The organism is Streptomyces virginiae (assembly GCF_000720455.1).
Taxonomy (GTDB): domain Bacteria; phylum Actinomycetota; class Actinomycetes; order Streptomycetales; family Streptomycetaceae; genus Streptomyces; species Streptomyces virginiae.
Genome location: NZ_JOAK01000010.1, coordinates 1 through 25,114, shown reverse-complemented (window position 1 = coordinate 25,114; position 25,114 = coordinate 1). Strand labels below are relative to the sequence as shown.

The window sequence follows — 25,114 nt, the reverse complement described above, 5'->3', positions numbered from 1 at the left end:
CGACGCGCGTTTGCCCAGGTCCGGGGCGTTGTCAGTGGTGGGGTGCACGATGGGGGCATGGCAGGCGCTGCGCTCGACTCGTTCTCCCCCGCGACCCGCTCCTGGTTCACGGGGGCCTTCGTCGCGCCCACCAGCGCTCAGGAGGGCGCCTGGCGGGCGATCGGGGAGGGTTCGGACGTGCTGGTGGTGGCGCCCACCGGCTCCGGCAAGACCCTGGCCGCGTTCCTCGCCGCCCTCGACCGGCTCGCCTCGACCCCGCCGCCCGCCGAGGCGAAGAAGCGCTGCCGGGTGCTGTACGTGTCTCCGCTGAAGGCCCTGGCCGTCGACGTCGAGCGCAACCTGCGCAGCCCGCTGACCGGGATCCGGCAGGAGTCCGTCCGCCTCGGGCTGCCCGAGCCCGACATCCGGGTGGGGATCCGCTCCGGCGACACCCCCGCGGCGGAGCGGCGGGCGCTGGCCACCCGGCCGCCGGACATCCTGATCACCACCCCCGAGTCGCTGTTCCTGATGCTGACCTCGGCCGCGCGCGAGGCGCTGGCCGGGATCGAGACCGTGATCGTGGACGAGGTGCACGCGGTCGCCGGGACCAAGCGCGGCGCGCACCTCGCCGTGTCGCTGGAGCGGCTGGACGAGCTGCTTCCGCGGCCGGCGCGCCGGATCGGGCTGTCGGCGACGGTCCGGCCGGTGGAGGAAGTGGCCCGGTACCTCGCGCCGCGCGGCAGGGTGGAGATCGTCCAGCCGCCCTCGGACAAGGAGTTCGACCTGTCCGTGGTCGTCCCGGTGCAGGACATGGGCGAGTTGGGCGGCTCCCCCGCGACGGAGGGCAGGGAGGGCGGGGACAAGCCGTCGATCTGGCCGCATGTGGAGGAGCGGATCGCCGACCTGGTGCAGGCGCACCGCTCGACGATCGTGTTCGCCAACTCCCGCCGCCTCGCGGAGCGGCTGTGCAACCGGCTCAACGAGATCGCGTACGAGCGGGCCGTCGGCGAGAAGCTGCCCGAGCACGCGTCGCCGGCCGAGGTGATGGCCCAGTCGGGTGCGGCCCTGGGCGCCCCGCCCCTGCTGGCCCGGGCGCACCACGGCTCGGTGTCCAAGGAACAGCGGGCGCTGGTGGAGGAGGACCTGAAGGCGGGCCGGCTGCCGGCCGTGGTCGCCACCTCCAGCCTGGAGCTGGGCATCGACATGGGTGCGGTGGACCTGGTGGTGCAGGTGGAGTCCCCGCCGTCGGTGGCTTCCGGGCTCCAGCGGGTGGGCCGGGCCGGGCACCAGGTGGGCGCGGTCTCCACCGGGGTGGTCTTCCCCAAGTACCGGGGTGACCTGGTGCAGGCGGCGGTGGTCACCGAGCGGATGCGGACGGGTGCGATCGAGTCCCTGCGCATCCCCGCCAACCCGCTCGACGTCCTGGCGCAGCAGCTGGTCGCCATGGTCGCGATGGACACCTGGCAGCTGGACGACCTCCTGGCGCTGGTGCGGCGGGCGGCGCCGTTCGCGGCGCTCCCGGAGTCGGCGTTCACGGCGGTGCTCGACATGCTGGCCGGCCGCTATCCGTCGGACGCGTTCGCCGAGCTGCGGCCGCGCGTGGTGTGGGACCGGGTGGCGGGGACGGTCACCGGCCGGCCGGGGGCGCAGCGCCTCGCGGTCACCTCCGGCGGCACGATCCCGGACCGCGGGCTCTTCGGCGTCTTCCTGGCCGGCTCGGACCCGAAGAAGGGCGGCGGCCGGGTCGGCGAGCTCGACGAGGAGATGGTCTACGAGTCCCGCATCGGGGACGTCTTCACGCTGGGCACCACCTCCTGGCGCATCGAGGACATCACCCGCGACCGGGTCCTGGTCACGCCCGCCCCGGGGGTGCCGGGCCGGCTGCCGTTCTGGAAGGGCGACCAGCTCGGCCGCCCGCTCGAACTGGGCCGCGCGGTGGGCGCGTTCCTGCGCGAGCTCGGCGGCCTCTCCGCGCAGGACGCCCGGCTGCGGCTGGTGGCGGCCGGGCTGGACGCCTGGGCCGCGGAGAACGTGCTGGCGTACCTGGCAGAGCAGCGCGAGGCGTGCGGCCACGTCCCGGACGACCGGACGATCGTGGTGGAGCGGTTCCGCGACGAGCTGGGCGACTGGCGGGTCGTCGTCCATTCGCCGTTCGGCGCGCAGGTGCACGCCCCGTGGGCGCTGGCCCTCGGGGCCCGCCTCGCCGAGAAGTACGGCATGGACGCGCAGGTGATGCACGCCGACGACGGCATCGTGCTGCGTCTTCCCGACGCGGACCTGCTGTCCATGGACCTCCTGGACCACGACCCGGCGGGAGCCCCCTCCTTCGAGTTCGACGACGAGCAGGCGCCGCTGGGCGCCGCCGACGTCGCCTTCGACCACGGGGACATCAACCAGATCGTCACCGACCAGGTGGGCGGCTCCGCGCTGTTCGCCTCCCGCTTCCGCGAGTGCGCGGCCCGCGCACTGCTGCTGCCGCGCCGCAGCCCGGGCCGCCGCACCCCGCTGTGGCAGCAGCGCCAGCGGGCCTCCCAACTGCTGCAGGTGGCGTCCGAGTTCGGCTCCTTCCCGATCGTGCTCGAAGCCGTACGCGAATGCCTGCAGGACGTCTTCGACGTGCCCGGCCTGACCGAGCTGATGGGTGACATCGAGGCGCGCCGGGTCCGGCTGGTCGAGGTCACCACCCCGGAGCCCTCCCCCTTCGCCCGTTCCCTCCTCTTCGGTTACGTCGCCCAGTTCCTCTACGAGGGCGACTCCCCGCTGGCCGAGCGCAGGGCGGCCGCGCTGTCGCTGGACTCGCGGCTGCTGGCGGAGCTGCTCGGCCAGGCGGAGCTGCGCGAGCTGCTCGACGCGCAGGTGCTGGAGGAGCTGGAGCGGGAGCTGCAGTGGCTCACCGAGGACCGGCGGGCCAAGGACGCCGAGTCGGTGGCCGACCTGCTGCGGCTGCTGGGCCCGCTGACGCAGGACCAGCTGACGGCGCGAGGCGCGGATCCGGCCTGGGCTCAGGAGCTCGCGGCGGCGCGCCGCGCCATCCGGGTCCGGATCGGCGGCGCGGACCACTGGGCGGCGATCGAGGACGCGGGCCGGCTGCGGGACGCGCTGGGCACGGCGCTGCCCGTCGGCGTCCCGGAGGCGTTCACCGAGCCGGTCAAGGACCCGCTGGGGGACCTGCTGGCCCGGTACGCGCGCACCCACGGGCCGTTCACCACGGCCGCCGTGGCCACCGCCTTCGGTCTGGGATCGGCGGTGACCGAGGGCGCCCTGAACCGTCTCGCGGCGGCGGGGCGGGTGGTGCAGGGCGAGTTCCATCCGGCGGGCATCGGTCAGGAGTGGTGTGACGCGACGGTTCTGCGCCGGCTCCGCCGCCGCTCCCTGGCCGCGCTCCGCCAGGAGCTGGAGCCGGTCCCGCCGACCTCGCTGGCCACGTTCCTGCCCCAGTGGCAGCACCTGGGCGGAGCCCTGCGCGGTCTCGACGGCCTGGCCCGGGCGGTCGAGCAGCTCCAGGGCGCCCCGGTCCCGGCGTCCGCGCTGGAGCGGCTGATCCTCCCGTCGCGGGTGGCCGGGTACTCCCCCGGCCTGCTGGACGAACTGACCACCACGGGCGAGGTGGTCTGGGCGGGAGCCGGAGCCCTCCCGGGCAAGGACGGCTGGGTGTCCCTCTACCTGGCGGACGCCGCCCCGCTGCTCCTGCCGCCGCCGCACCCGCTGGAGCCGAGCCCGCTCCAGCAGGCGGTCATGGCAGCTCTCTCGGGCGGATACGGCCTGTTCTTCCGGCAGATCTCCCAGGCGGTCCGCGCCGAGTTCCCCGAGGCGTCGGACCTCGCCCTCGCCGACGCGGTGTGGGACCTGGCCTGGTCGGGCCGGCTCACCAACGACACCCTCGCCCCGCTGCGCTCGCTGCTCGGTTCGGGCCGTACGGCGGGCGCCACGGCCCACCGGGCCCGCCGCACCGTCCCGCGCGGCCGGTACGGCACGCTGAGCGCGACGGCGTCGCGTACGGGCCCGCCCACGGTCTCCGGGCGCTGGTCGCTGCTGCCGTCCCCGGCGCCGGACCCGACGCACCGCGCCCATGCCCTGGCCCGCACCCTGCTGGACCGGCACGGGGTGGTGACCCGCGGCGCGGTCGCGGCGGAGGGCGTGGAGGGGGGCTTCAGCGCGGTCTACCGCGTCCTGTCGGCCTTCGAGGACAGCGGGCAGGCCCGTCGGGGCTATGTGGTCGAGGGGCTGGGCGCGGCCCAGTTCGCGATGGACGGCGCGGTGGACCGGCTCCGGGCCGCCGAGCGCACCCCGCCCCCGCTGGCGGCGGTGGTCCTGGCCGCCGCCGACCCGGCGAACGCGTACGGCGCGGCCCTGCCCTGGCCCGAGCCCCCGGCCGGCGCCACCCACAAGCCGGGCCGCAAGGCGGGCTCCCTGGTGGTCCTGGTGGACGGGGAGCTGACCCTGTACCTGGAGCGCGGCGGCAAGACCCTGCTGGCGTGGCCGGGCCCGGAGGACCCGCGGCTGACGGCGGCGGTCGCCGCCCTCGCCGCGGGCTGCCGCTCGGGCAGTCTGCCGGCGCTGACGGTGGAGCGGATCAATGCCGCGGCCGCGCTCACCTCGCCGCTGGGGCCCCCGCTCGAATCCGCCGGGTTCCATGCCACGCCCCGGGGGCTGCGCCTGCGGCAGTGATCAGCGCATCACCTTGACGCCGAAGCGGCCACCGCCGAGCGCGAACTGGATGGCGCTGTGCATGTGGGCGTACATCTCCATGCCCCGGGCGCTCACCAGCGGGCCGAGGTCCAGGACGTCCTGCCAGCCGTAGGACCGCAGCAGCTCGGTGACCTCCGCCTTCGCGTCGGCGTCCTCGCCCGCGATGAACATGGTGTGGTCGCCGCCCGCCACGGCCCGCGGGTCGACGACGGTCTCCTGCTCCTGGGTGACGCAGGCCTTGACCACCTTGGCCGCCGGCAGCGCACGCTGGATCCGTTCCCCCAGGCTGTCGTGGTCGACCGGGTCCAGGGCGGGCATCACACCCCACGGTGTCGGCCAGGGGTGGGCCTGTTCGGGGTTGTAGACGTACGGGACGGCGTAGTCCATGAGGGTCTTGCCCGCCAGGTGCTTGCCGATGCCTTCGAGCACGCTGACGGCGTTGGCGCCGTCGATCCCGTTGATGACGAAGTCGGCGGCCGCGGCAGCCTCGCCGAAGCTCCGCAGCTCGATGCCCGGGTAGTCCGCGAGCCACTGGCCGAACGGCTCGACGCCCATGAAGTCGGGGTCGGTGCGGCCCAGGGTTACCTGGGAGTCGCGGGTGCCCACGTACACCTCGTGGCCGAGGCTCAGCAGCTTGGCCGCGTGCGCCCGGCCGCCCGCGCCGGTGCCGAGGACTGCGATCTTCATGGTGTCGCTCCGTTCTGGCTGATGCGTGTCGTCCCCTCCGGCCCCCGCGTCCACCGCAGCATCGGCACATCCGTACATCCGTACATCCGTACGGACGTACCGGCAGCTGCGCGCGAGCGCGTTCCGTACCCGGAAGGAGCCTGACCACAGTGACCGAGAATCACCGCCGAACCCGTCGACACGACCCGAACCGACGGGAGCGGATCGCCGAGGTGGCCGAGGAACCCCCGGCGAACGGGCGGCCCGGCCACACCGGCGGAGCCCCGTACCGTTCCACCGGGGGCCCCCGCGGACGACAATGGGGGCATGCCCGAAGGCGACAGCATCCGGCGCGCGGCGACCCGCCTGCACGCGGCCCTGGCAGGCCGGGAACTGACCCGCAGCGACCTGCGCGTCCCCCGCTTCGCCACGGCGGACCTCACCGGCCGCGTCACCCTCGACGTCACCCCCCGCGGCAAGCACCTCCTCGCCCGCTTCGAGGGCGGCCTCACCCTGCACAGCCACCTCCGCATGGACGGCGCCTGGCACGTCTTCGCCGCCGGCGAGAAGTGGCGCGGCGGCCCGGACCACGAGATCCGCGCCGTCCTCGGCACGCAGGGGCACACGGCCGTCGGCTACCGCCTCCCCGTCCTGGAACTGATCCGCACCGCCGAGGAGGACCGCGCCGTCGGCCACCTCGGTCCCGACATCCTCGGCCCGGACTGGGATCCCGCCCGCGCCGCCGCCAACCTCCTCGCCGCCCCGGAGCGCCCCCTCGGCGAGGCCCTGCTCGACCAGCGCAACCTCGCCGGGATCGGCAACATCTACAAGGCCGAGCTCTGCTTCCTGGCCCAGGTCACCCCCTGGACCCCGGTCGGCGAGCTCCCCGAGCCCAAGCTGCCGCGGCTGGCCGCCGCCGCCCACCGGCTGCTGTCGGCGAACATCGGCGACCGGCCCGGGCACCGCAACACCACCGGCATCCACCGCCCCGGCCAGGAGCTCTTCGTCTACGGCCGCGCCCGCCGCCCCTGCCTGCGCTGCGGCACCCCCGTCCGTGAGGCCCCCCAGGACGACCGGCCCACCTACTGGTGCCCCCGCTGCCAGCCGGGGCCCACTCCCTGAGCACCCGTGCCCGCCGCCCGCCGCGTCGCCCGCGCCCGTGCCCACGCCCGTCCCCGTCCAGGCGACGGGACGCGATGATTGACGACCCGTCAGATCCGGTCGTACCGTCCCGGCATGCCCACACCCACAGCCTCGTACGACCTCACCGGCCGCACCGCCCTGGTCACCGGAGCCGCCAGCGGCATCGGCCGCGCCACCGCCGTCCTCCTCGCCGCGGCCGGCGCCCACGTGCACTGCGCGGACCGTGACGAACAGGGCCTGGCCGAGACGGCCGCCCTGGCAGCCAAGGCCGGCGGCGGCGCCACCGTCCACCCGCTCGACGTCACCGACCGGGCGGCGATCCGGGCGGCCGTCACCGCGGCGGGCCCGCTCGACATCGCCGCCGCCATCGCCGGGATCATGCACACCAGCAGCGTCCTGGAGACGGCCGACGAGGACCTCGACCGGGTCCTGGACATCAATTTCAAGGGGGTGCTGCGCACCTGCCAGGAAGCCGCCCGCTCCATGATCGCGGCGGGCCGTCCCGGATCGATCGTCACCATGGCTTCCGGCGCCGTGGACGCCGCCCAGCCCGGCCTGCTGTGCTACAGCGCAGCCAAGGCCGCGGTCGTCCAGCTCACCAAGACCCTCGCCACCGAGACCGGCCCGCACGGCATACGGGTCAACGCCGTCGCCCCGGGCTGGATCCGCACTCCGATGACCGGCCGCCACGGCCCCGAGGTCCAGGAGCAGACCGAGGCCGCCATGGTCCGCATGTCCCCCCTGCGCCGGGTCGGCGAGCCGGAGGACATCGCGCAGGCCGTGCTCTACCTGGCCTCGGACGCCTCGTCCTTCATGACGGGCCAGATCCTGCGTCCGAACGGTGGGGTGTCGATGCCCTGGTGACCGCCCCGGGCCCGCCCGGCACCCCGGCGTCCCGGCCGGCCCGCCGCCGTGCCCTGCGCAGCGGAGCGGGCACACAGTGCACCGGCAGCAGCCCCAGCCCCCAGCCGCCCACCGCCACCGCGCCCTCCACGGCTCCCGACTCCGCGGGCGCCAGGACCAGCCGCAGCACGGCCCACCACCACAGGGCCCCCACCGTCAGCGCGAGGGCCGACAGCACGGGTATGCGCAGCGACGTCCGCACTGCCACCTCCAGGGGCCGGGACCCGGACGGCCCCATCGTCTCGCACGCCCCCCGCGCCCGCACCCAGAACGGCCGGGAGCCCCGACCGGTGCTCCACGCACCGGCCGGGGCTCCGGCCAAGCTCAAACACGCACGTGCTCGCTCACGCGGCTACTACATTCACCGCTTCCGCAGGCGCCTTGATGGTCACCCGTTCCGGACCCGCGACCGAAGCCATCGAGACCGAATTGAGCATCGGGCGGACCGGTACGGTGACCGGTTCGCTTGCCGCGGCCGACTGTGCCAGCTCAGCGAGCGACAGTTCATCACTGACTTCGCGCATCAGCTCGGACATCCGTACGTCCAACGCGTCGCAAATCGCGGAGAGCAGCTCGGAGGATGCCTCCTTCTGCCCCCGCTCCACCTCGGAGAGATAGCCGAGCGAAACTCGGGCCGACGAGGAGACTTCGCGCAGAGTACGGCCCTGGCGCTGGCGCTGCCGACGCAGCACGTCACCCAGCAGGCGACGGAGCAGAATCATCGGTGGCTCCCTCCTCTGACCGTGTAGCCGCATCCTTCACGCCCCACCGTACCGCCTCGCGCCGCGGCCGTGCGGGGAGCGATGTCGTGTTCACTCAGGGCTGCAAACATCAAATCCCCCCGTTCTGTTCCGTATCCTGCCCCCGCGCATTCTCACGGAGTTCGTCCGAGAGAAGCCCGAGCACTGTCCGTGCACTCTCCCTACGGATTTCCGTCCGGGAGCCGTTCAACCTCAGCCGGACCGTTTTCCTGCCCCCCGGACCGTCCACGGCGACGAAAACCGTGCCAACCGGTTGGCCGTCCTGGGGCTCCGGACCGGCCACCCCGGTCGTCGCGATCCCCCACGAGGCACCCATCACCCGGCGCACCCCGGCGGCCATCTCGGCGGCCACCTGGGCGTTCACGGCGCCTTCGGCCGCGAGCAGGCCGGCGTCGACTCCCAGGACCCGGTGTTTGATCTCCGTCGCGTACGCCGTGACCGATCCTCGGAAGGACCGGGAGGCCCCCGGGACGGCCGTCAGCTCGGCCGCGACCATTCCGCCGGTCAGGGATTCGGCGACAGCGAGGGTCTGGTCACTCTCCGCGAGCAGCTGGAGCGCGTACGCAGCGGCCGTGCGCCCCTCGCTCGCTCCGGAGCGCCCCTGCGCCACCGGAGAATCCCCCGCCCCGTACGTCACTGCGCGGCCCGCTCCGCGGCGAGTCCCTGGCGACGCAGCACGATCGCCTGGCGGATGTAGTCCAAACCGGTGACGACGGTCAGCACGACCGCGATCGCCATCACCCAGAAGCGCATCGTCGCCAGCGCACCGGTCAGTGCGAGGACGTACATGCCCACGGCCGTCCCCTGGGCCAGCGTCTTCAGCTTGCCGCCGCGGCTGGCCGGAATCACGCCGTAGCGGATGACCCAGAAGCGCAGCAGCGTGATCCCGAGCTCCCGTCCGAGGATCACCCCGGTCACCCACCACGGGAGGTCGCCGAGCCAGGAGAGGCAGATCAGCGCCGAGCCCATGATCGCCTTGTCGGCGATGGGGTCGGCGATCTTCCCGAAGTCCGTGACCAGGTTGTACGTCCGGGCCAGGTGCCCGTCGAAGATGTCCGTGATCATGGCGACGGCGAAGGCCGCCCATGCCCAGGCCCGCCAGGCCGGGTCGTAGCCGCCGTCGGCGAGCAGCAGCAGGACGAACCCCGGCACCAGCACGAGCCGGATCATCGTCAGGATGTTGGCGATGTTCCACAGGCTGGCCTGATCGACCGCCGCGGCCCCCAGCTTCGCGCCGGGTACGGGCCGGCGGCCGGTCCCGCCCGCCGCAGATGCCGGGACACCGGTCATCCGGTCGCCTCCTCAAAGTCCATGTCCAGGGGCTCGGCCACCAGGTCCACTCCCAGGGTGCCGACGACCTTCGCCGTGACGATACGCCCGGGGACCAGGCCCGTGCCGTCCGTGAAGACGACCTGGCCGTCGGTTTCGGGGGCCTGGTGGGCGGCGCGCCCGTAGGCGCCCTCGCCGTCCTCGGCCTCGTCGAACGGCACGACCGTCTCCACGAGCACTTCCAGGGTCTCGCCGATCCGCTCCTCCGCACGCTGGGCGGTGAGCTCCTCGGCGAGGCGCTGCATGTGCGCCAGGCGCTCGGCGATCGTGTCCTCGTCCAGCTTGTTCTCGTAGGTGACGGCCTCGGTGCCGTCCTCGTCGGAGTAGCCGAACACGCCGATCGCGTCGAGGCGGGCGTGGGTGAGGAAACGCTCCAGCTCGGCGAAGTCGGCTTCCGTCTCGCCGGGGAAGCCGACGATGAAGTTCGAGCGGACACCGGCCTGCGGGGCCTTGGAGCGGATGGTGTCCAGCAGCTCCAGGAAGCGGTCGGTGTCACCGAAGCGGCGCATGGCGCGCAGCACGTCGGGGGCCGAGTGCTGGAAGGACAGGTCGAAGTACGGCACGACCTTGGGGGTCGAGGTCAGCACGTCGATCAGGCCCGGGCGCATCTCTGCGGGCTGGAGGTAGCTGACGCGGACGCGCTCGATGCCGTCGACGGCGGCCAGCTCGGGCAGCAGCGTCTCCAGGAGCCGGATGTCGCCGAGGTCCTTGCCGTACGAGGTGTTGTTCTCGGAGACCAGCATGATCTCCTTGACGCCCTGCTCGGCGAGCCAGCGGGTCTCGCCCAGCACGTCGCTGGGGCGGCGGGAGATGAAGGACCCGCGGAAGGACGGGATGGCGCAGAAGGAGCAGCGCCGGTCGCAGCCGGAGGCCAGCTTGACCGAGGCCACCGGGCTCTTGTCCAGGCGGCGGCGCAGCGGGGCGCGCGGACCGGAGGCGGGCGCGACGCCCTCGGGCAGGTCGGCGGGGGCCTCGGCGGGCTCCTCGGCGGTCGCCTGGGCGTGCCCGGGGAGGGCGACGTCGGCGGCCTGGCGCGCGGCGGGGCTGATCGGCAGCAGCTGGCGGCGGTCACGTGGGGTGTGGGCTTCGACGCTGCCGCCGCTGAGGATGAGCTGGAGGCGGTTGGAGATGTCGGCGTAGTCGTCGAAGCCGAGGACTCCGTCGGCCTCGGGAAGGGCCTCGGCGAGCTCCTTGCCGTAGCGCTCGGCCATGCAGCCGACGGCGACGACGGCCTGGGTCTTGCCGTGATCCTTGAGATCGTTGGCTTCCAGCAGGGCGTCTACGGAGTCCTTCTTGGCGGCTTCGACGAAGCCACAGGTGTTGACGACGGCTACGTCCGCGTCGGCGGCGTCCTCGACGAGCTCCCAGCCATCCGCCGCCAAGCGGCCTGCGAGCTCCTCCGAGTCCACCTCGTTACGGGCGCAGCCAAGAGTGACAAGGGCGACGGTACGGCGTTCGGGCATGGACTCAAGACTACTTCGTCCCGGCGTCGGCCCCGGCCGCCAGCCCCCGCACATCAAGATCCCCGGGGTGCGAGCAGCACCCCGGGGATCCCGGTTGACGCCTTCCGCCCTGCGGCGGCCCCTCGGTCAGCCCGCCTGCGGCTGGTCCCGGGAGGGGTCCTCCTTGGTGTATGTGAGGCGTTCCACTTGACCCGGCTGGAAGTCGTCCTTGATCTCCTTGCCGTTCACGAAGAGCTTCACGACCCCGGCGTCGCCGAGCACGAGGTCGACGGACTCCTTGTCCGTGAACGTCTTCGACTCGCCCTGCACGAGGGTGCCGTCGAAGAGGAGCCGGCCCGTGGAGTCCTTCGCGGAGATCCAGCTCTCGCCCGTGTCGGCCGTCAGGACGACCGTGACGAGGTCCTTGGGCGCGGCGGCGATGGCGCTGTCCGAGGGCTCCGGCTTGGCGGCCGGCGGGACCTGGGAGGGCTGCGCGGCAGGCTTGCCGCCGGTCTGCTTGGGTGCGGGCTTGGGGGAGGCGGATCCTTCCGCCACCGGGCGCTTTTCCTTCTCGTCGCCGCCGCCGAAGGCGGTGAAGCCCACGAAGCCGATCACGGCGACGATGGCGGCGACCATGGCGGCGGTCCAGTTGGGCCGCTGCCGCTCGGGGCGGATCCGTTCGGCGTCGAACATCGGCGCGGCGGGGGTGGGTGCCGGCCGGCCGCCGTGGGCCGCGTCGTAGCTCTCGACCAGGGGTGCCGGGTCGAGGTGGACGGCGCGGGCGAGCGTACGGATGTGACCGCGGGCGTAGACGTCGCCGCCGCACCGCGTGAAGTCGTCCTCTTCGATCGCGTGCACGATCGGGATGCGCACGCGGGTGATGGAACTGACCTCGTCGACTGTGAGCCCGGCGGCGATCCGGGCCTTCTTGAGGGCCGTCCCGATGGACGGCTCTTCGACGGAACGTTCGACGAGACGGTCCTCGGACCGGTCGTCGGCCGAAGGCCGGTCTTCTTCGGGGGAGTTGGAGTTGCCGATGGACACAAGGGCGCCTTTCGAGCGTGTAGCCACCTGCTGGAAGTCCAGTCTAGGGGGGTGACGAAAGGGTGAAGCAACCGGAGGGTGCTCTTCCTACGCCATCCGAATGGCGTGGGAAGGTCCCCTCCGGCGCGGCGGTGCCATGCCGTACATGACGTCGTGCACGGTGCCGCCACCTCTCTTCAACTTGACGCGGCCCCAAGGGAAACGGTTGCCCGCCAAAAGGCTACGAATGCGTCTCGCCGCGGATCACCGCGAGCACCCCGTCCAGCTCGTCGGCCTTCAGCAGGACGTCGCGCGCCTTCGAACCCTCGCTCGGGCCGACGATGCCCCGGGACTCCATGAGGTCCATGAGCCGGCCGGCCTTCGCGAAGCCCACCCGCAGCTTGCGCTGGAGCATCGAGGTGGAGCCGAACTGCGTGGTGACGACCAGCTCCGCCGCCTGGCACAGCAGGTCCAGGTCGTCGCCGATGTCCTCGTCGATCTCCTTCTTCTGCTTCTGCCCCACGGTGACGTCGTCCCGGAAGACCGGCGCCATCTGGTCCTTGCAGTGCTGGACGATCCCGGCGATCTCGTCCTCGGTGACGAAGGCGCCCTGGAGGCGGACGGGCTTGTTCGCCCCCATCGGCAGGAACAGCCCGTCGCCCTTGCCGATGAGCTTCTCGGCGCCGGGCTGGTCGAGGATGACCCGGCTGTCGGCGAGGGAGGACGTGGCGAAGGCGAGGCGCGAGGGCACGTTCGCCTTGATCAGGCCCGTGACCACGTCCACCGAGGGCCGCTGGGTGGCGAGCACCAGGTGGATGCCGGCGGCGCGGGCCAGCTGGGTGATGCGGACGATGGAGTCCTCGACGTCGCGCGGGGCCACCATCATCAGGTCGGCGAGCTCGTCGACGATCACCAGCAGGTACGGGTAGGGGCTGAGCTCCCGTTCGCTGCCCGGCGGGAGTTTGATCTTCCCGTCCCGGATCGCCTGGTTGAAGTCGTCGATGTGCCGGTAGCCGAAGGCGGCCAGGTCGTCGTAGCGCAGGTCCATCTCGCGCACGACCCACTGGAGCGCCTCGGCGGCCCGCTTGGGGTTGGTGATGATCGGCGTGATCAGGTGCGGGATGCCCTCGTACGCCGTCAGCTCGACGCGCTTGGGGTCGACGAGGACCATCCGGACGTCCTCCGGGGTGGCCCGCACCATGATCGAGGTGATCAGGCAGTTGATGCAGGAGGACTTGCCGGATCCGGTGGCGCCGGCGACCAGCACGTGCGGCATCTTGGCGAGGTTGGCCATGACGTAGCCGCCCTCGACGTCCTTGCCGAGCGCCACCAGCATCGGGTGGTCGTCCTCGGCCGCGTCCGCGAGGCGCAGGACGTCGCCCAGGTTGACCATCTCGCGGTCGGTGTTGGGGATCTCGATGCCGACCGCGGACTTGCCCGGGATCGGACTGATGATCCGCACGTCCGGGCTGGCCACGGCGTAGGCGATGTTCTTGGTCAGCGCCGTGATCCGCTCGACCTTCACGGCCGCGCCGAGGGTCACCTCGTAGCGGGTGACCGTCGGGCCCCGGGTGAAGCCGGTGACGTCGGCGTCCACCTTGAACTCGGTGAACACGTTGCGCAGGGCGGCGACCACCGCGTCGTTGGCGGCGCTGCGGGTCTTGCCGGGCCCGCCCTTCTCCAGCAGGTCCAGCGAGGGCAGGGAGTACGTGATGTCCCCGCGCAGCTGGAGCTGCTCGGCGCGGGGCGGCAGCGGCTGGGCCTCGGGCGCGGCCTTCGTCAGGTCGGGCACCGCCAGCGTTCCGGAGACCGCGGCGGTGGTGGCGTGCGGCTGCCCGGCGGGTTCCGCGTCGGCCCCGGGCGCGGCGGGGGCCTCGGACACCCCGGGCGCCGCCTTCACGGTGGGGCGCCCGCCGCGGGCGGTCGGCACCGGGGCGGTGACCTCCACGCCGTCCCGCTCGCCGGAGATCCCGTGCGTGAGGTCGGCGACCAGCGGGGAGGGCGGCATGCCGCCGTAGACCGCCCCGTCCAGCGCGGCGGCGGCCGCCGCGGCCACGTCGACGGCGTCCATCCCGCGGTCCATCGCCGGGCGGGCGGCGGTCTTGCGCGGCCGGCGCCGCCTCAGGGCCTCTTCCTCGGCGGCGTCCGCGGGGTCGCCGGAGCCCGCGCCGGCCCCGGCGCGGGCCCGCCACTGCTCCGGGTCGTGCCGGGCGACGCCGCCGCCCTCGGCCTCGCCGTAGCCCTCGTCGTACTCGTTCGGGGCGATGATCCCGAGCCGGATGCCGAGGCGGCGCAGCCGCTGCGGGATCGCGTTGACCGGGGTCGCGGTGACGACGAGCAGGCCGAAGACGGTGAGCAGCACCAGCATGGGCACCGCCAGTGGCGCTCCCATCGTGAAGATCAGCGGCTTCGAGGCGCCCCAGCCGATGAGCCCGCCCGCGTTCTGCATGGCGGTGGTGCCCTCGTCCCGGCCGGGCGCTCCGCAGGCGATGTGGACCAGGCCGAGGACGCCGATGGCGAGGGCGGACAGCCCGATGCCGATCCGGCCGTTGGCGTCGGCCTGCTCGGGGTGGCGGATGAAACGTACCGCCATGACGCCGAGCAGTATCGGAACGAGCAGATCCAGTCGCCCGAAGGCGCCGGTGACCAGCATGGTCACCAGATCCCCGACGGGGCCGCTCAGGTTCGACCAGGTACCGGCGGCGACGATCAGCGCGAGGGCGAGGAGCAGCAGCGCGAGGCCGTCCTTGCGGTGGGCGGGATCGAGGTTCCTCGCCCCCTGGCCGATCCCGCGGAAGACTGCGCCGACCGCGTGCGCGCAGCCCAGCCACAGGGCCCGCACCAGTCGCAGCACGCCGCTCGTCGGGGACGGCACGGGCTTGGCCGGTGCCTTCTTGACCGGGGCGCGCCTGGCGGCCGCGGCCTTCTTCGCCGGGGGCTTGCGTGCGGGGGCCGCCTTCTTGGCGGGCGCCGTCGTACGGCCGGTACGGCCCTTCGCGGTGCCCGCGGTGCCAGGGGAACCCTTGCCGGACGTACTTGAGGCCATGGGGCCGAGGTTACCGGTGCGCACGCCGGTGGACACGCGTGCCCACCCCTTCACCCGTTCGTGTCGTCGCCGGGGCAGGTGCTTTGACGCTCCGCCAAGCCGGACGCGTGCGCGGTCAGTTCTGCGAGGGCAGAGCCGGAGCCCCTCCGGCGCTGCCGGGCTCCAGCGCGTCGAGTGCCCGCCGCAGTCCGGTGAGTCTGCGCTCCAGATGGGCCGCGGTCGCCACCACGCCGGCGTCGGCGGAGTCCTCGCCGAGCTGCTTGGTCAGCGCCTCGGCCTGCTCCTCGACCGCCGCGAGCCGCGCGGACAGCTCGGCCAGCAGGCCCGCCGTCTCCTTGCCGGCGTCCACGCCGTTGGAGCCGCCGCCCTCCAGCTGGAGCCTCAGCAGGGCCGCCTGCTCCCGCAGTTGGCAGTTCTTCGTGTACAGCTCCACGAAGACGGAGACCTTGGCCCGCAGCACCCACGGGTCGAAGGGCTTGGAGATGTAGTCGACCGCACCCGCCGCGTAACCGCGGAAGGTGTGGTGCGGTCCGTGGTTGATCGCGGTGAGGAAGATGATCGGAATGTCGCGGGTGCGCTCGCGCCGCTTGATGTGCGCGGCCGTCTCGAACCCGTCCATGCCCGGCATCTGGACATCCAGCAGGATGACCGCGAAATCGTCCGTGAGCAGCGCTTTGAGCGCCTCCTCCCCCGACGACGCCCGGACCAGTGTCTGATCGAGCGCGGAGAGGATGGCCTCCAACGCCAGCAGATTCTCCGGCCGGTCGTCGACCAGGAGGATCTTGGCCTTCTGCACCATGCCCTGTCCTCCTCGCCCCGGCATGGGGCCTCCCCGGCTTTTGGCACCGGCCTGTGCGCCGGGCCCCGCCCCAGAGGACGACACCCGTGCGCCGTCCGTCCTTGTGCCGGTCATCGTAGCCCCAGTCCCGAGATCGCCACACCCTGTCACCAAGATGTCACTGTGCACGAAGCAGAAACGTGGTGGGAGAGCAGAAGGTTCCCCGTTTACCGCACTCCCACACCGCTGCGGCCACAGTGCGTCAGCGACCGGTTCCCGTCCGCTCTCCCTCCTGTCACTTACCGAGCATCCACTGCTCCATCACCGACAACAGGTAGTCGGGGTCGACCGGCTTGGTGACGTAGTCGGAAGCACCGGAGTCGATCGCCTTCTCCCGGTCCCCCTTCATCGCCTTGGCCGTCAGCGCGATGATCGGCAGGCCCGCGAACTGCGGCATCCGCCGGATCGCCGAGGTCGTGGCGTAGCCGTCCATCTCGGGCATCATGATGTCCATCAGCACGACCTTCACGTCGTCGTGCTGTTCCAGGACCTCGATGCCCTCCCGCCCGTTCTCCGCGTACAGCACCGCCAGCCCGTGCTGTTCCAGCACGCTGGTGAGCGCGAAGACGTTGCGGACGTCGTCGTCCACGATGAGCACCCGCTCGCCGCGGAAGTCGTACGTCCGCGCCGCCGCCGGAAGCTCCTCCTCCGCACTGTCCCAGGCGTTCTCGGCCCCGGTCGCGTTCGGCTGTCCCGGCACCGCCGTACGCGGCTCCAGGTCGCTCAGCGCCTTGCGCCGGCGCCGGAACAGCCCGGTCCCGCCGTTCTGTCCCGCTCCGGCCGCAGACGCCGCCGACGGCTCGGGCTGGGGCGGCGCCGCCGGCGGCGCCGAGGCTCCGGCCGGCAGCACCGGCAGCCCGGGGCGCGCCCCGTCGAGGGACCGGCGGTACAGCTCGCCGCGGGCGCCCCCGGGCGTGGGCGGCGCGTACCCCTGCGGCGGCAGCTCGCTCGGGTGCAGCGGCAGGTACAGCGTGAAGGTGGAGCCGCGGCCGGGCTCGCTGGCCGCGTGGATCTCGCCGCCCAGGAGCCGGGCGATCTCCCGGCTGATGGACAGCCCCAGACCGGTGCCCCCGTACTTGCGGCTCGTGGTCCCGTCGGCCTGCTTGAACGCCTCGAAGATGACCAGCATCTTGCTCGCCGCGATCCCGATGCCGGTGTCGGTGACCGAGAAGGCGATCAGGTCCGCGTCCGCCTCCCGGAGCGAGCCGGCCTCCAGCAGCTGCTCGCGGATCGCCGCCGGCACATCGGCCCCGGCGGGCCGGATCACCAGCTCCACCGCGCCGGTGTCGGTGAACTTCACCGCGTTCGACAGCAGGTTGCGCAGCACCTGCAGCAGCCGCTGCTCGTCGGTGTGCAGGGTGGCGGGCAGCTCCGGGGAGACCCGCACCGAGAAGTCCAGGCCCTTCTCCGCCGTCAGCGGCCGGAAGGTCGCCTCCACGTAGTCCACGAGCTGGACCAGCGCGATCCGGGTCGGCGAGACGTCCATCTTCCCGGCCTCGACCTTCGACAGGTCGAGGATGTCGTTGATCAGCTGGAGCAGGTCGGAGCCCGCGCCGTGGATCGTCTCGGCGAACTCCACCTGCTTCGGCGACAGGTTCTCGTCCGCGTTGTCGGCGAGCAGCTTGGCCAGGATCAGCAGCGAGTTGAGCGGGGTGCGCAGCTCGTGCGACATGTTCGCCAGGAACTCGGACTTGTAGCGCATCGAGACCGCGAGCTGCTCGGCGCGCTCCTCCAGGACCTGCCGAGCCTCCTCGATCTCGGTGTTCTTCACCTCGATGTCCCGGTTCTGCTGGGCCAGCAGTTCGGCCTTCTCCTCCAGCTCCGCGTTGGCGGCCTGCAAGGCCTTCTGCCGGTTCTCCAGCTCGTCGGAACGCTCGCGCAGCTGCTCGGTCATCTCCTGCGACTGCTTCAGCAGCATCTCCGTCTTGGAGTTGACGCTGATGGTGTTGACGCTCGTACCGATCATCTCGGCGATCTGGCTGAGGAAGTCCTTCTGGATCTGCGTGAAGGGCGTGAAGGAGGCCAGCTCGATGACGCCGAGCACCTTCCCCTCGAAGAGCACCGGCAGCACGATCACGTGCGCCGGCGGCGCCTCGCCGAGACCCGAGGAGATCTTCAGGTAGCCGGGCGGGGTGTTCTCGACGAGGATCGTCCGCTTCTCCTCGGCGACCGCCCCGATCAGCCCCTCCCCCGGCCGGAAGGAGATGGGCATCTGCCCGCCTGCGTACGCGTAGCTCCCGCGCATCCGCAGCTCGTACGAGCCGTCCGCGCCGCCGTCCGTCCCGATCTCGGTGGTACCGCCGGCCGGCACCGCCAGGAAGAAGGCGCCGTGCTGCGCGGAGACCACCGGGGTCAGCTCGCTCATGATCAGCGAGGCGACGTCGTCGAGGTCGCGGCGGCCCTGCATCAGGGCGGAGATGCGGGCCAGGTTGCCCTTGAGCCAGTCCTGCTCCTTGTTGGCCAAGGTGGTGTCGCGAAGGTTGACGATCATCGTGTTGATGTTGTCCTGGAGGACCTGGATCTCGCCCGCCGCGTCCACGTCGACCTTCAGGCTGAGGTCGCCGCGGGTCACCGCGGTGGCCACGGCCGCGATCGCGCGCACCTGCCGGGTGAGGTTCCCGGCCATCTCGTTCACGGACTCGGTCAGGTCCCGCCAGGTGCCGTCGACGTCGCGCACCCGGGCCTGGCCGCCCAGGATGCCCTCGGTGCCCACCTCGCGGGCCACCCGCGTCACCTGGTCGGCGAAGGAGGAGAGCTGGTCGACCATCGTGTTGATGGTGGTCTTCAGCTCCAGGATCTCGCCCCGGGCGTCGATGTCGATCTTCTTGGTCATGTCGCCCTTGGCGATGGCGGTCGTGACCATGGCGATCTGCCGCACCTGACCGGTGAGGTTGGAGGCCATGAAGTTCACCGAGTCGGTGAGGTCCTTCCACGTCCCCGAGACCCCGGGCACGTGCGCCTGCCCGCCCAGGCGGCCCTCCGTACCCACCTCGCGGGCCACCCGCGTCACCTCGTCGGCGAAGGACGACAGGGTCTTCACCATCGTGTTGACCGTGTCGGCGAGCTGCGCGACCTCGCCCCGCGCCTCGACCGTGACCTTCTTCGTCAGGTCACCGTTGGCGACGGCCGCCGAGACCTGGGCGATCCCGCGCACCTGGGCCGTCAGGTTCCCGGCCATCGTGTTGACGTTGTCGCTGAGGTCCTTCCAGATGCCGGTGACCCCGCGGACCCGGGCCTGGCCGCCGAGGATGCCCTCGGTGCCCACCTCGCGGGCCACCCGCGTCACCTGCTCCGCGAAGGAGGACAGCTGGTCCACCATCGTGTTGACGGTCGTGACGAGTTCGAGGATCTCGCCCTTGGCGTCGACGGTGATCTTCTTGGAGAGGTCGCCCATGGCGACCGCCGTCGTCACCTCGGCGATGTTGCGCACCTGGGAGGTCAGGTTGTTCGCCATGAAGTTGACGGACTGGGTGAGGTCCTTCCAGGTGCCGGAGACACCCTTGACCTCGGCCTGACCGCCGAGGATGCCCTCCGTGCCCACCTCCCGGGCCACCCGGGTCACCTGCTCCGCGAAGTTCGAGAGCTGGTCGACCATGGTGTTGAGCGTGTTCTTCAGCTCCAGGATCTCGCCGCGGGCGTCCACGTCGATCTTCTGCGACAGGTCACCGCGCGCCACCGCCGTGGCGACCTGGGCGATGTTGCGCACCTGCGAGGTGAGGTTCCCGGCCATGCCGTTCACCGAGTCCGTCAGGTCGCGCCAGACGCCGGCCACGCCGGGCACCTGCGCCTGGCCGCCGAGGCGGCCCTCCGTACCCACGTCCCGGGCCACCCGCGTCACCTGCTCGGCGAAGGCGGAGAGCTGGTCGACCATCGTGTTGATGGTGTTCTTCAGCTCCAGGATCTCGCCCCGGGCGTCCACGTCGATCTTCTGCGACAGATCGCCGCGCGCCACCGCCGTGGTCACCTGGGCGATCTGACGCACCTGCGAGGTCAGGTTCCCGGCCATGAAGTTGACGGAGTCGGTCAGCTCCTTCCAGGTGCCCGACACCCCCTCCACCCGGGCCTGGCCGCCGAGGCGGCCCTCCGTACCCACGTCCCGCGCCATCCGCGTCACCTGGTCCGCGAAGGACGACAGCTGGTCGACCATCGTGTTCACGGTGTTCTTCAGCTGGAGCATCTCGCCGGAGACGTCCACGGTGACCTTCTGCGACAGGTCGCCGTTGGCCACCGCCGTGGTCACCTGCGCGATGTTGCGGACCTGCCCGGTGAGGTTGCGGAAGGCGGTGTTCACCGAGTCGGTGAGGTCCTTCCAGGTACCGGCGGCCCCGGGCACCTGAGCCTGTCCGCCCAGCTCGCCCTCGACGCCGACCTCACGGGCCACTCGCGTCACTTCCGCACCGAAGGACTGGAGTTGGTCCACCATCGTGTTGACGGTGTTCTTCAGCTCCAGCATCTCGCCGGCCACGTCGACGGTGACCTTCTGCGACAGATCGCCGTTGGCCACTGCCGTCGTCACCTGCGCGATGTCCCGCACCTGGGTGGTGAGGTTGCGGAAGACCGTGTTCACCGAGTCGGTGAGGTCCTTCCACGTCCCCGCGGCCCCCGGCACCTGCGCCTGCCCGCCGAGCAGACCCTTGGCGCCGACCTCGCTGGCCACCCGCGTGACCTCGTCCGCGAAGGTCCGCAGCGTCTCCGTCATCTGGTTGATCGTTTCGGCCAGCTGCGCGACCTCGCCGCGCGCGCTGACCCGCACCTTCTGCGACAGGTCGCCGTTGGCGACCGCCGTCGTCACCTGCGCGATCCCGCGCACCTGGGCCGTCAGGTTCCCGGCCATCGTGTTGACGGAGTCGGTCAGGTCCTTCCACACGCCCGCGACCCCCGGCACCTTGGCCTGGCCGCCCAGCTCGCCCTCCGTACCCACCTCGCGGGCGACCCTCGTCACCTCGGAGGAGAAGGACGACAGCTGGTCCACCATGGTGTTCACGGTGTTCTTCAGCTGGAGCATCTCGCCGGCCACGTGCACGGTGACCTTGCGCGACAGATCGCCCTTCGCGACGGCCGTCGTGACGAGAGCGATGTCACGCACCTGCGCGGTGAGCCGGTACGCCATCGTGTTGACGGAGTCGGTCAGATCCTTCCAGGAACCGGACATTCCGCGCACCTGGGCCTGGCCGCCGAGCTTGCCCTCGGTGCCCACCTCCAGCGCCACGCGCGTCACCTCGTCGGTGAACGCGGACAGCTGGTCGACCAGGTTGTTGACCGTACGCCCGACCTTCAGGAACTCGCCGCGCAGCGGGTGCCCGGCCCCCTCGGCGGCTTGCGTCCGCAGGTCCATCCGCTGGTCAAGATCGCCCTCGGCCACCGCCGACAGCACCCGTCCCACCTCGGACACCGGCCGGGCCAGGTCGTCGACCAGCTGGTTCGAGGCGTCGATCGCGGCCGCCCAGGAGCCCTCGCAGGCACCCGTTTCCAGCCGTTCGCTCAGCTTCCCCTCACGGCCCACCATCCGCCGGACCCGGGACAGCTCCCCGGTCAGGTGCAGATTGCGGTCGGCGACCTCGTTGTAGACGGCGGCGATCTCCGCCATCACGCCTTCGCCGGACACCGTCAGCCGCTTGCGGAAGTTTCCGTCCCGCATCGACACCAGGGCCGTGAGCAGCCGGTTCAGAGCGGCGGTATCGACCTCTGTCGTGCCGCTGCGCCGGGACCGCCCGCCCTTCGGCCGCGTCCCCGTACGCCGCACCACTGCGCCAGACTCCACCGTGTCCCTCCCGAAAGGGTCGACCGCTGTTCCACCGGACACCTGACTCATCACAAGCCGGCTCTGCAAGCCTGCCCAGTGTTTCACCCTGGCCGAACCCGGCCATAACACTTCGGCACCATCGCACACCCGCCGTACCCTGCGAGTGGATTCCCGGACGACGGCACCATGCCGTCCGCGAAGGTAAGTAACCTGGCAACCGATGTCCAACCGCGTCGAAGGAGATTCGTGATCACGGCACGGGCGGCTGCCAGCTTCGACCCCCTCGGGCGCTCGGTCGCCGCCGCTCGCGCGTTCGTCCGCGACACCCTGCAGGGCTGGGGCTTCGCGGACATCGTCGACGACGCGGTGGTCCTCACCAGCGAGCTCGTCACCAATGCCGTGGTCCACGCCGGCACCCGGGCGGAAGTGCTGTGCCTGCGCACCGAGGACGGCGTCCGCGTCGAGGTCGCCGACCGCTACCCGGAGCGGGAGCTGCCCCTCGGACACCCGGGCGAGCGCCCCTACGCCGACCCCGACCGCGAGAACGGCCGCGGGCTGATGCTCTGCGCCGCACTGGCCACCCGCTGGGGCGTCGAGTACACGGCCACCCACAAGCACGTGTGGTTCCGCCTCGACCTGCCAGACCGGCCGGTCGGTACCCGCTCTGCGGGCCCCGTCGTCCCCGACCAGCTGCTCCCCCTCGCCGACAGCCGGGTCCGCGTCGCCGTCCTCCAGGTCGACTCGGCCGACGCCGTCTCCGCCTGGAACGAGGACGCCGAGCACATTTTCGGCCACCCCGCCGAGAAGGCGGTGGGCCGCCCCCTGGCCGAGCTCGCCGCCTGGCCGCAGACCCCGGGCACCGGTACCGGCATCGCCGAGGCGCTGCGCCTGTCCCGCTGGGAGGGCAGCTACGGCGTCCGCGGCGCCGACGGGCGCGTCATCCCCGTCTACGCCTCGCACCTGCGGGTCCGTGACGCCCACGGCGAACCGTCCACCGTGTGCCTGCTCGTCCACGACGACGAGCGCGCCCTCCTGCAGAGCCCCGTACGGGTCCCCACGGACAGCGGCCACTTCGCCGAGCCCCGCACCGCGGACCCCTTCGAGGTCTTCATCGGCTCGCCCGCCCCCGACGACCTGGACGGCCTGCTCCAGCGCACCGTGGAGCGCGCCCGCGACCTCCTGGACGCCGACGCCGCCTTCCTGCTGCTCGCCACCGACGACGAGACCGAGCTGGAGGTCCGGGCCACCACCGGCTTGCCCTCCACACGCCAGCGCTTCGCCCGCGTCCCCGTCGAGGCCGGCACCAACCGCTACGGCTCCGCCCGCATGCCCGCCGTCCACGACGACCTCGTCGCCGTCCCCGGGGCCGTTCCGCTCCTGGAGGCCACCGGCATGCGCTCCGCGGTCACCGTCCCCCTCAAGGTCGAGGGCCGCCTCACCGGCTCCCTCGGCGTCGCCGCCGAGGCCGCCGGCCGCTACTCGAACGAGGAGGCGCTCCACCTCCAGTTCGCCGCCGACCGCATCGCCCTGGCGGTGGAGTCCGCCCGCCTCGGCGAACTGGAGCGCCTGCGCCGCGGGTCCCTGTCCTTCCTCGTCGAGGCGTCCGACCTGCTGGCCGGCACCCTGGACCGGGACCAGACCCTGGCCCTCATGGCCCAGATGACCGTCCCGACGCTCGCCACCTGGTGCGCCGTCTACACGATCGCCGACCAGTCCTCGGACCCGTACCTCAGTTACGTCCTCCACGAGGACGAGGACCGCATCGACGGCCTGAAGGCACTGCTGTCCAGGGTCAGCCCGCCCGAACCGGTCCGTGAGGCCGGTGCCCGCCCGTGGCCGGAAACCGCCCTCGCGGTCGGCGGCGAGACGGTGGTCCTGCCCCTCCTCGCCCGCAACCGCGTGATCGGCATGCTGACCCTCGGCAAGCCGCGGGAGGAGCACTTCCGCCAGGAGATCCTCGAACTCGCCGAGGACCTCTCCCGCCGGGCCGCCCTCGCCCTGGACAACGCCCGCCTCTATTCGGAGCGCACCGCGATCAGCCGCTCCCTCCAGCGCAGCCTGCTGCCGCCCGGCTCCCCCGCCATCCCCGGGATGGAGGTCGAGGTCATCTACCGCGCGGCCGGCGAGGGCAACGAGGTGGGCGGCGACTTCTACGACGTCTTCCCGATCCGCGACGGCGCGTACGGCTTCGCCATCGGCGACGTGTGCGGCACGGGCCCGGAGGCGGCCGCCGTGACCGGCCTGGCCCGGCACGCGCTGCGCCTGCTGGCCCGCGAGGGCCTCGGCGGCCCGGCCGTCCTCGAACGCCTCAACGCGGCCATCCTCGACGAGGGAGCCCGCAGCCGCTTCCTCACCCTCCTCTACGGCGAGCTCCACCCGCAGCCGGACGGCGGCGCGCTGATGAAGGTCGTCTGCGCGGGCCACCCGCTCCCGCTGCGCCTGCGTCCGAACGGCATGGTCGACGCGGCGGCGGACCCGCAGCCCCTGCTGGGTGTGATCGAGGACCTGGACCTGTACGAGCAGACCCTCACCCTCGACCCTGGCGATGTCCTGCTGTGCGTCACCGACGGTGTGACGGAGCGGCGCGAGGGCAGCCGGATGCTCGGGGACGACGGTCTCACGGAGGTCCTGACGACCTGTACGGGGCTGACCGCCGGCGCGGTCGCCTCCCGTGTCCTGCGCGCGGTGGAGCGTTTCGCGGCCGAGCCCGCCTCGGACGACATGGCGATCCTGGCCTTCCGCGTGCCCCACCCGCGGGCGGGCGATTAATCGCAGTGCGGTCGGCTGTGGTTTGGGCTAGCGTCGGCGCCCATGCCGACTCCCCGTACACGCCCTGATTACACCGCCGACGAACGCACCCAGCTCCTGGGCTGGCTCGACATGCAGCGTTCGATCATCCGCTGGAAGTGCGAGGGCCTCTCCGACGAGGCCGCCCACCGCCCCGTCCTGCCGTCCTCTCCGCTGATGACGGTGGCGGGTCTCGTCTCCCACATGCGCTGGGTCGAGCACTGCTGGTTCGAGGTGATGCTGCTGGACCGGCCTTCCGACGCCAACCCCCAGTTCGGGGACGTGGAGGACGCGGACATGCAGGCCGACGGGATACCCCTCGGTCGGCTCCTCGAGGAGTACGACCGCCAGTGCGCGGTGTCGAACGAGATCGTGGCCTCGCTCTCCCTGGACGACACGGGCCGCAACACGGAATTCAAGTCCGGTGCCGCTTCGGTGCGCTGGGTCCTGCTCCACATGATCGAGGAGACGGCCCGCCACGCCGGCCACCTGGACGCGATCCGCGAACTGGTGGACGGCGAGAAGGGCTACTACTGAGCCCTGAGAACGCAAAAAGGCCCCCGCCAAGAGGCGGGGGCCTTTTCGTTTGGAGCCCTTTAACGGAATCGAACCGTTGACCTTCTCCTTACCATGGAGACGCTCTACCGACTGAGCTAAAAGGGCGGGTTGTTCGGCGGCGTCCTACTCTCCCACAGGGTCCCCCCTGCAGTACCATCGGCGCTGAAAGGCTTAGCTTCCGGGTTCGGAATGTAACCGGGCGTTTCC

At 72.1% G+C, this 25,114-nt stretch carries 15 protein-coding genes, 1 tRNA gene and 1 rRNA gene; 5 read left to right on the top strand and 12 right to left on the bottom strand.

Translation table 11 applies throughout. The features are described 5' to 3' along the window. The first annotated feature begins 57 nt into the window (after nt 1-57). Nucleotides 58-4,647 carry an ATP-dependent helicase gene (locus IG86_RS0117000; RefSeq protein WP_030897659.1) on the top strand — a complete coding sequence of 1,530 codons (4,590 nt, stop codon included), beginning with the start codon at nt 58-60 and terminating at the stop codon, nt 4,645-4,647. On the opposite strand, the gene IG86_RS0116995 is transcribed toward IG86_RS0117000, so the two are convergent. After that, complete coding sequence (locus IG86_RS0116995; RefSeq protein WP_030897656.1) at nt 4,648-5,355, bottom strand: NADPH-dependent F420 reductase; 708 nt, start codon at nt 5,353-5,355, stop codon at nt 4,648-4,650. It lies immediately after the preceding gene. A gap of 306 nt (nt 5,356-5,661) precedes the next feature. Between IG86_RS0116995 and IG86_RS0116990 the strand changes: the two genes are divergently transcribed. Both IG86_RS0116990 and IG86_RS0116985 read left to right on the top strand, forming a co-directional pair. Then, complete coding sequence (locus IG86_RS0116990) at nt 5,662-6,456, top strand: Fpg/Nei family DNA glycosylase (protein ID WP_030821166.1); 795 nt, start codon at nt 5,662-5,664, stop codon at nt 6,454-6,456. Nucleotides 6,457-6,570: 114 nt separating this feature from the next. Next, a complete protein-coding gene (locus tag IG86_RS0116985) occupies nt 6,571-7,341 on the top strand; it encodes an SDR family NAD(P)-dependent oxidoreductase (RefSeq protein ID WP_030897653.1) in 771 nt (256 codons plus the stop codon). On the opposite strand, the gene IG86_RS41255 is transcribed toward IG86_RS0116985, so the two are convergent. The 9 genes from IG86_RS41255 to IG86_RS0116945 form a co-directional block, all read right to left on the bottom strand. Continuing rightward, nucleotides 7,289-7,582: a hypothetical protein gene (locus tag IG86_RS41255; protein ID WP_078848556.1), complete on the bottom strand. Its 294-nt coding sequence runs from the start codon at nt 7,580-7,582 to the stop codon at nt 7,289-7,291. The genes IG86_RS0116985 and IG86_RS41255 overlap by 53 nt on opposite strands. A gap of 142 nt (nt 7,583-7,724) precedes the next feature. Continuing rightward, nucleotides 7,725-8,102, bottom strand: a complete 378-nt coding sequence (locus IG86_RS0116980; protein ID WP_030664971.1) for a helix-turn-helix domain-containing protein — start codon at nt 8,100-8,102, stop codon at nt 7,725-7,727. A 109-nt stretch (nt 8,103-8,211) separates the two neighbouring features. After that, complete coding sequence (locus IG86_RS0116975; protein WP_051785260.1) at nt 8,212-8,751, bottom strand: CinA family protein; 540 nt, start codon at nt 8,749-8,751, stop codon at nt 8,212-8,214. A gap of 23 nt (nt 8,752-8,774) precedes the next feature. Further along, the gene (gene pgsA, locus IG86_RS0116970; RefSeq protein ID WP_030821158.1) at nt 8,775-9,431 is read right to left on the bottom strand and encodes a CDP-diacylglycerol--glycerol-3-phosphate 3-phosphatidyltransferase; all 657 of its coding nucleotides are present in this window, start codon (nt 9,429-9,431) and stop codon (nt 8,775-8,777) included. Further along, nucleotides 9,428-10,933, bottom strand: coding sequence for a 30S ribosomal protein S12 methylthiotransferase RimO (gene rimO, locus IG86_RS0116965; RefSeq protein WP_030821156.1), 1,506 nt, complete (start codon nt 10,931-10,933; stop codon nt 9,428-9,430). Before rimO ends, pgsA begins: the two co-directional genes overlap by 4 nt. A gap of 126 nt (nt 10,934-11,059) precedes the next feature. After that, nucleotides 11,060-11,956: a helix-turn-helix domain-containing protein gene (locus IG86_RS0116960; RefSeq protein WP_030821154.1), complete on the bottom strand. Its 897-nt coding sequence runs from the start codon at nt 11,954-11,956 to the stop codon at nt 11,060-11,062. Nucleotides 11,957-12,176: 220 nt separating this feature from the next. After that, a complete protein-coding gene (locus IG86_RS0116955) occupies nt 12,177-14,981 on the bottom strand; it encodes an FtsK/SpoIIIE family DNA translocase (protein WP_045937230.1) in 2,805 nt (934 codons plus the stop codon). Between the two features lie 115 nt (nt 14,982-15,096). Continuing rightward, complete coding sequence (locus IG86_RS0116950) at nt 15,097-15,780, bottom strand: response regulator (protein WP_030897637.1); 684 nt, start codon at nt 15,778-15,780, stop codon at nt 15,097-15,099. 274 nt (nt 15,781-16,054) lie between these two features. Continuing rightward, nucleotides 16,055-21,580, bottom strand: a complete 5,526-nt coding sequence (locus IG86_RS0116945; protein ID WP_173429187.1) for a HAMP domain-containing protein — start codon at nt 21,578-21,580, stop codon at nt 16,055-16,057. Nucleotides 21,581-21,748: 168 nt separating this feature from the next. On the opposite strand from IG86_RS0116945, the gene IG86_RS0116940 reads away from it, so the two are divergent. Beyond that, nucleotides 21,749-24,331, top strand: coding sequence for a SpoIIE family protein phosphatase (locus IG86_RS0116940; protein WP_063761540.1), 2,583 nt, complete (start codon nt 21,749-21,751; stop codon nt 24,329-24,331). A 42-nt stretch (nt 24,332-24,373) separates the two neighbouring features. After that, complete coding sequence (locus tag IG86_RS0116935; RefSeq protein ID WP_030821142.1) at nt 24,374-24,886, top strand: DinB family protein; 513 nt, start codon at nt 24,374-24,376, stop codon at nt 24,884-24,886. Nucleotides 24,887-24,936: 50 nt separating this feature from the next. On the opposite strand, the gene IG86_RS0116930 is transcribed toward IG86_RS0116935, so the two are convergent. Both IG86_RS0116930 and rrf read right to left on the bottom strand, forming a co-directional pair. Continuing rightward, nucleotides 24,937-25,012 (bottom strand) — tRNA-Thr (locus IG86_RS0116930). A gap of 5 nt (nt 25,013-25,017) precedes the next feature. Next, a 5S ribosomal RNA gene (gene rrf / locus IG86_RS39995) occupies nt 25,018-25,114 on the bottom strand; the annotation flags it as partial.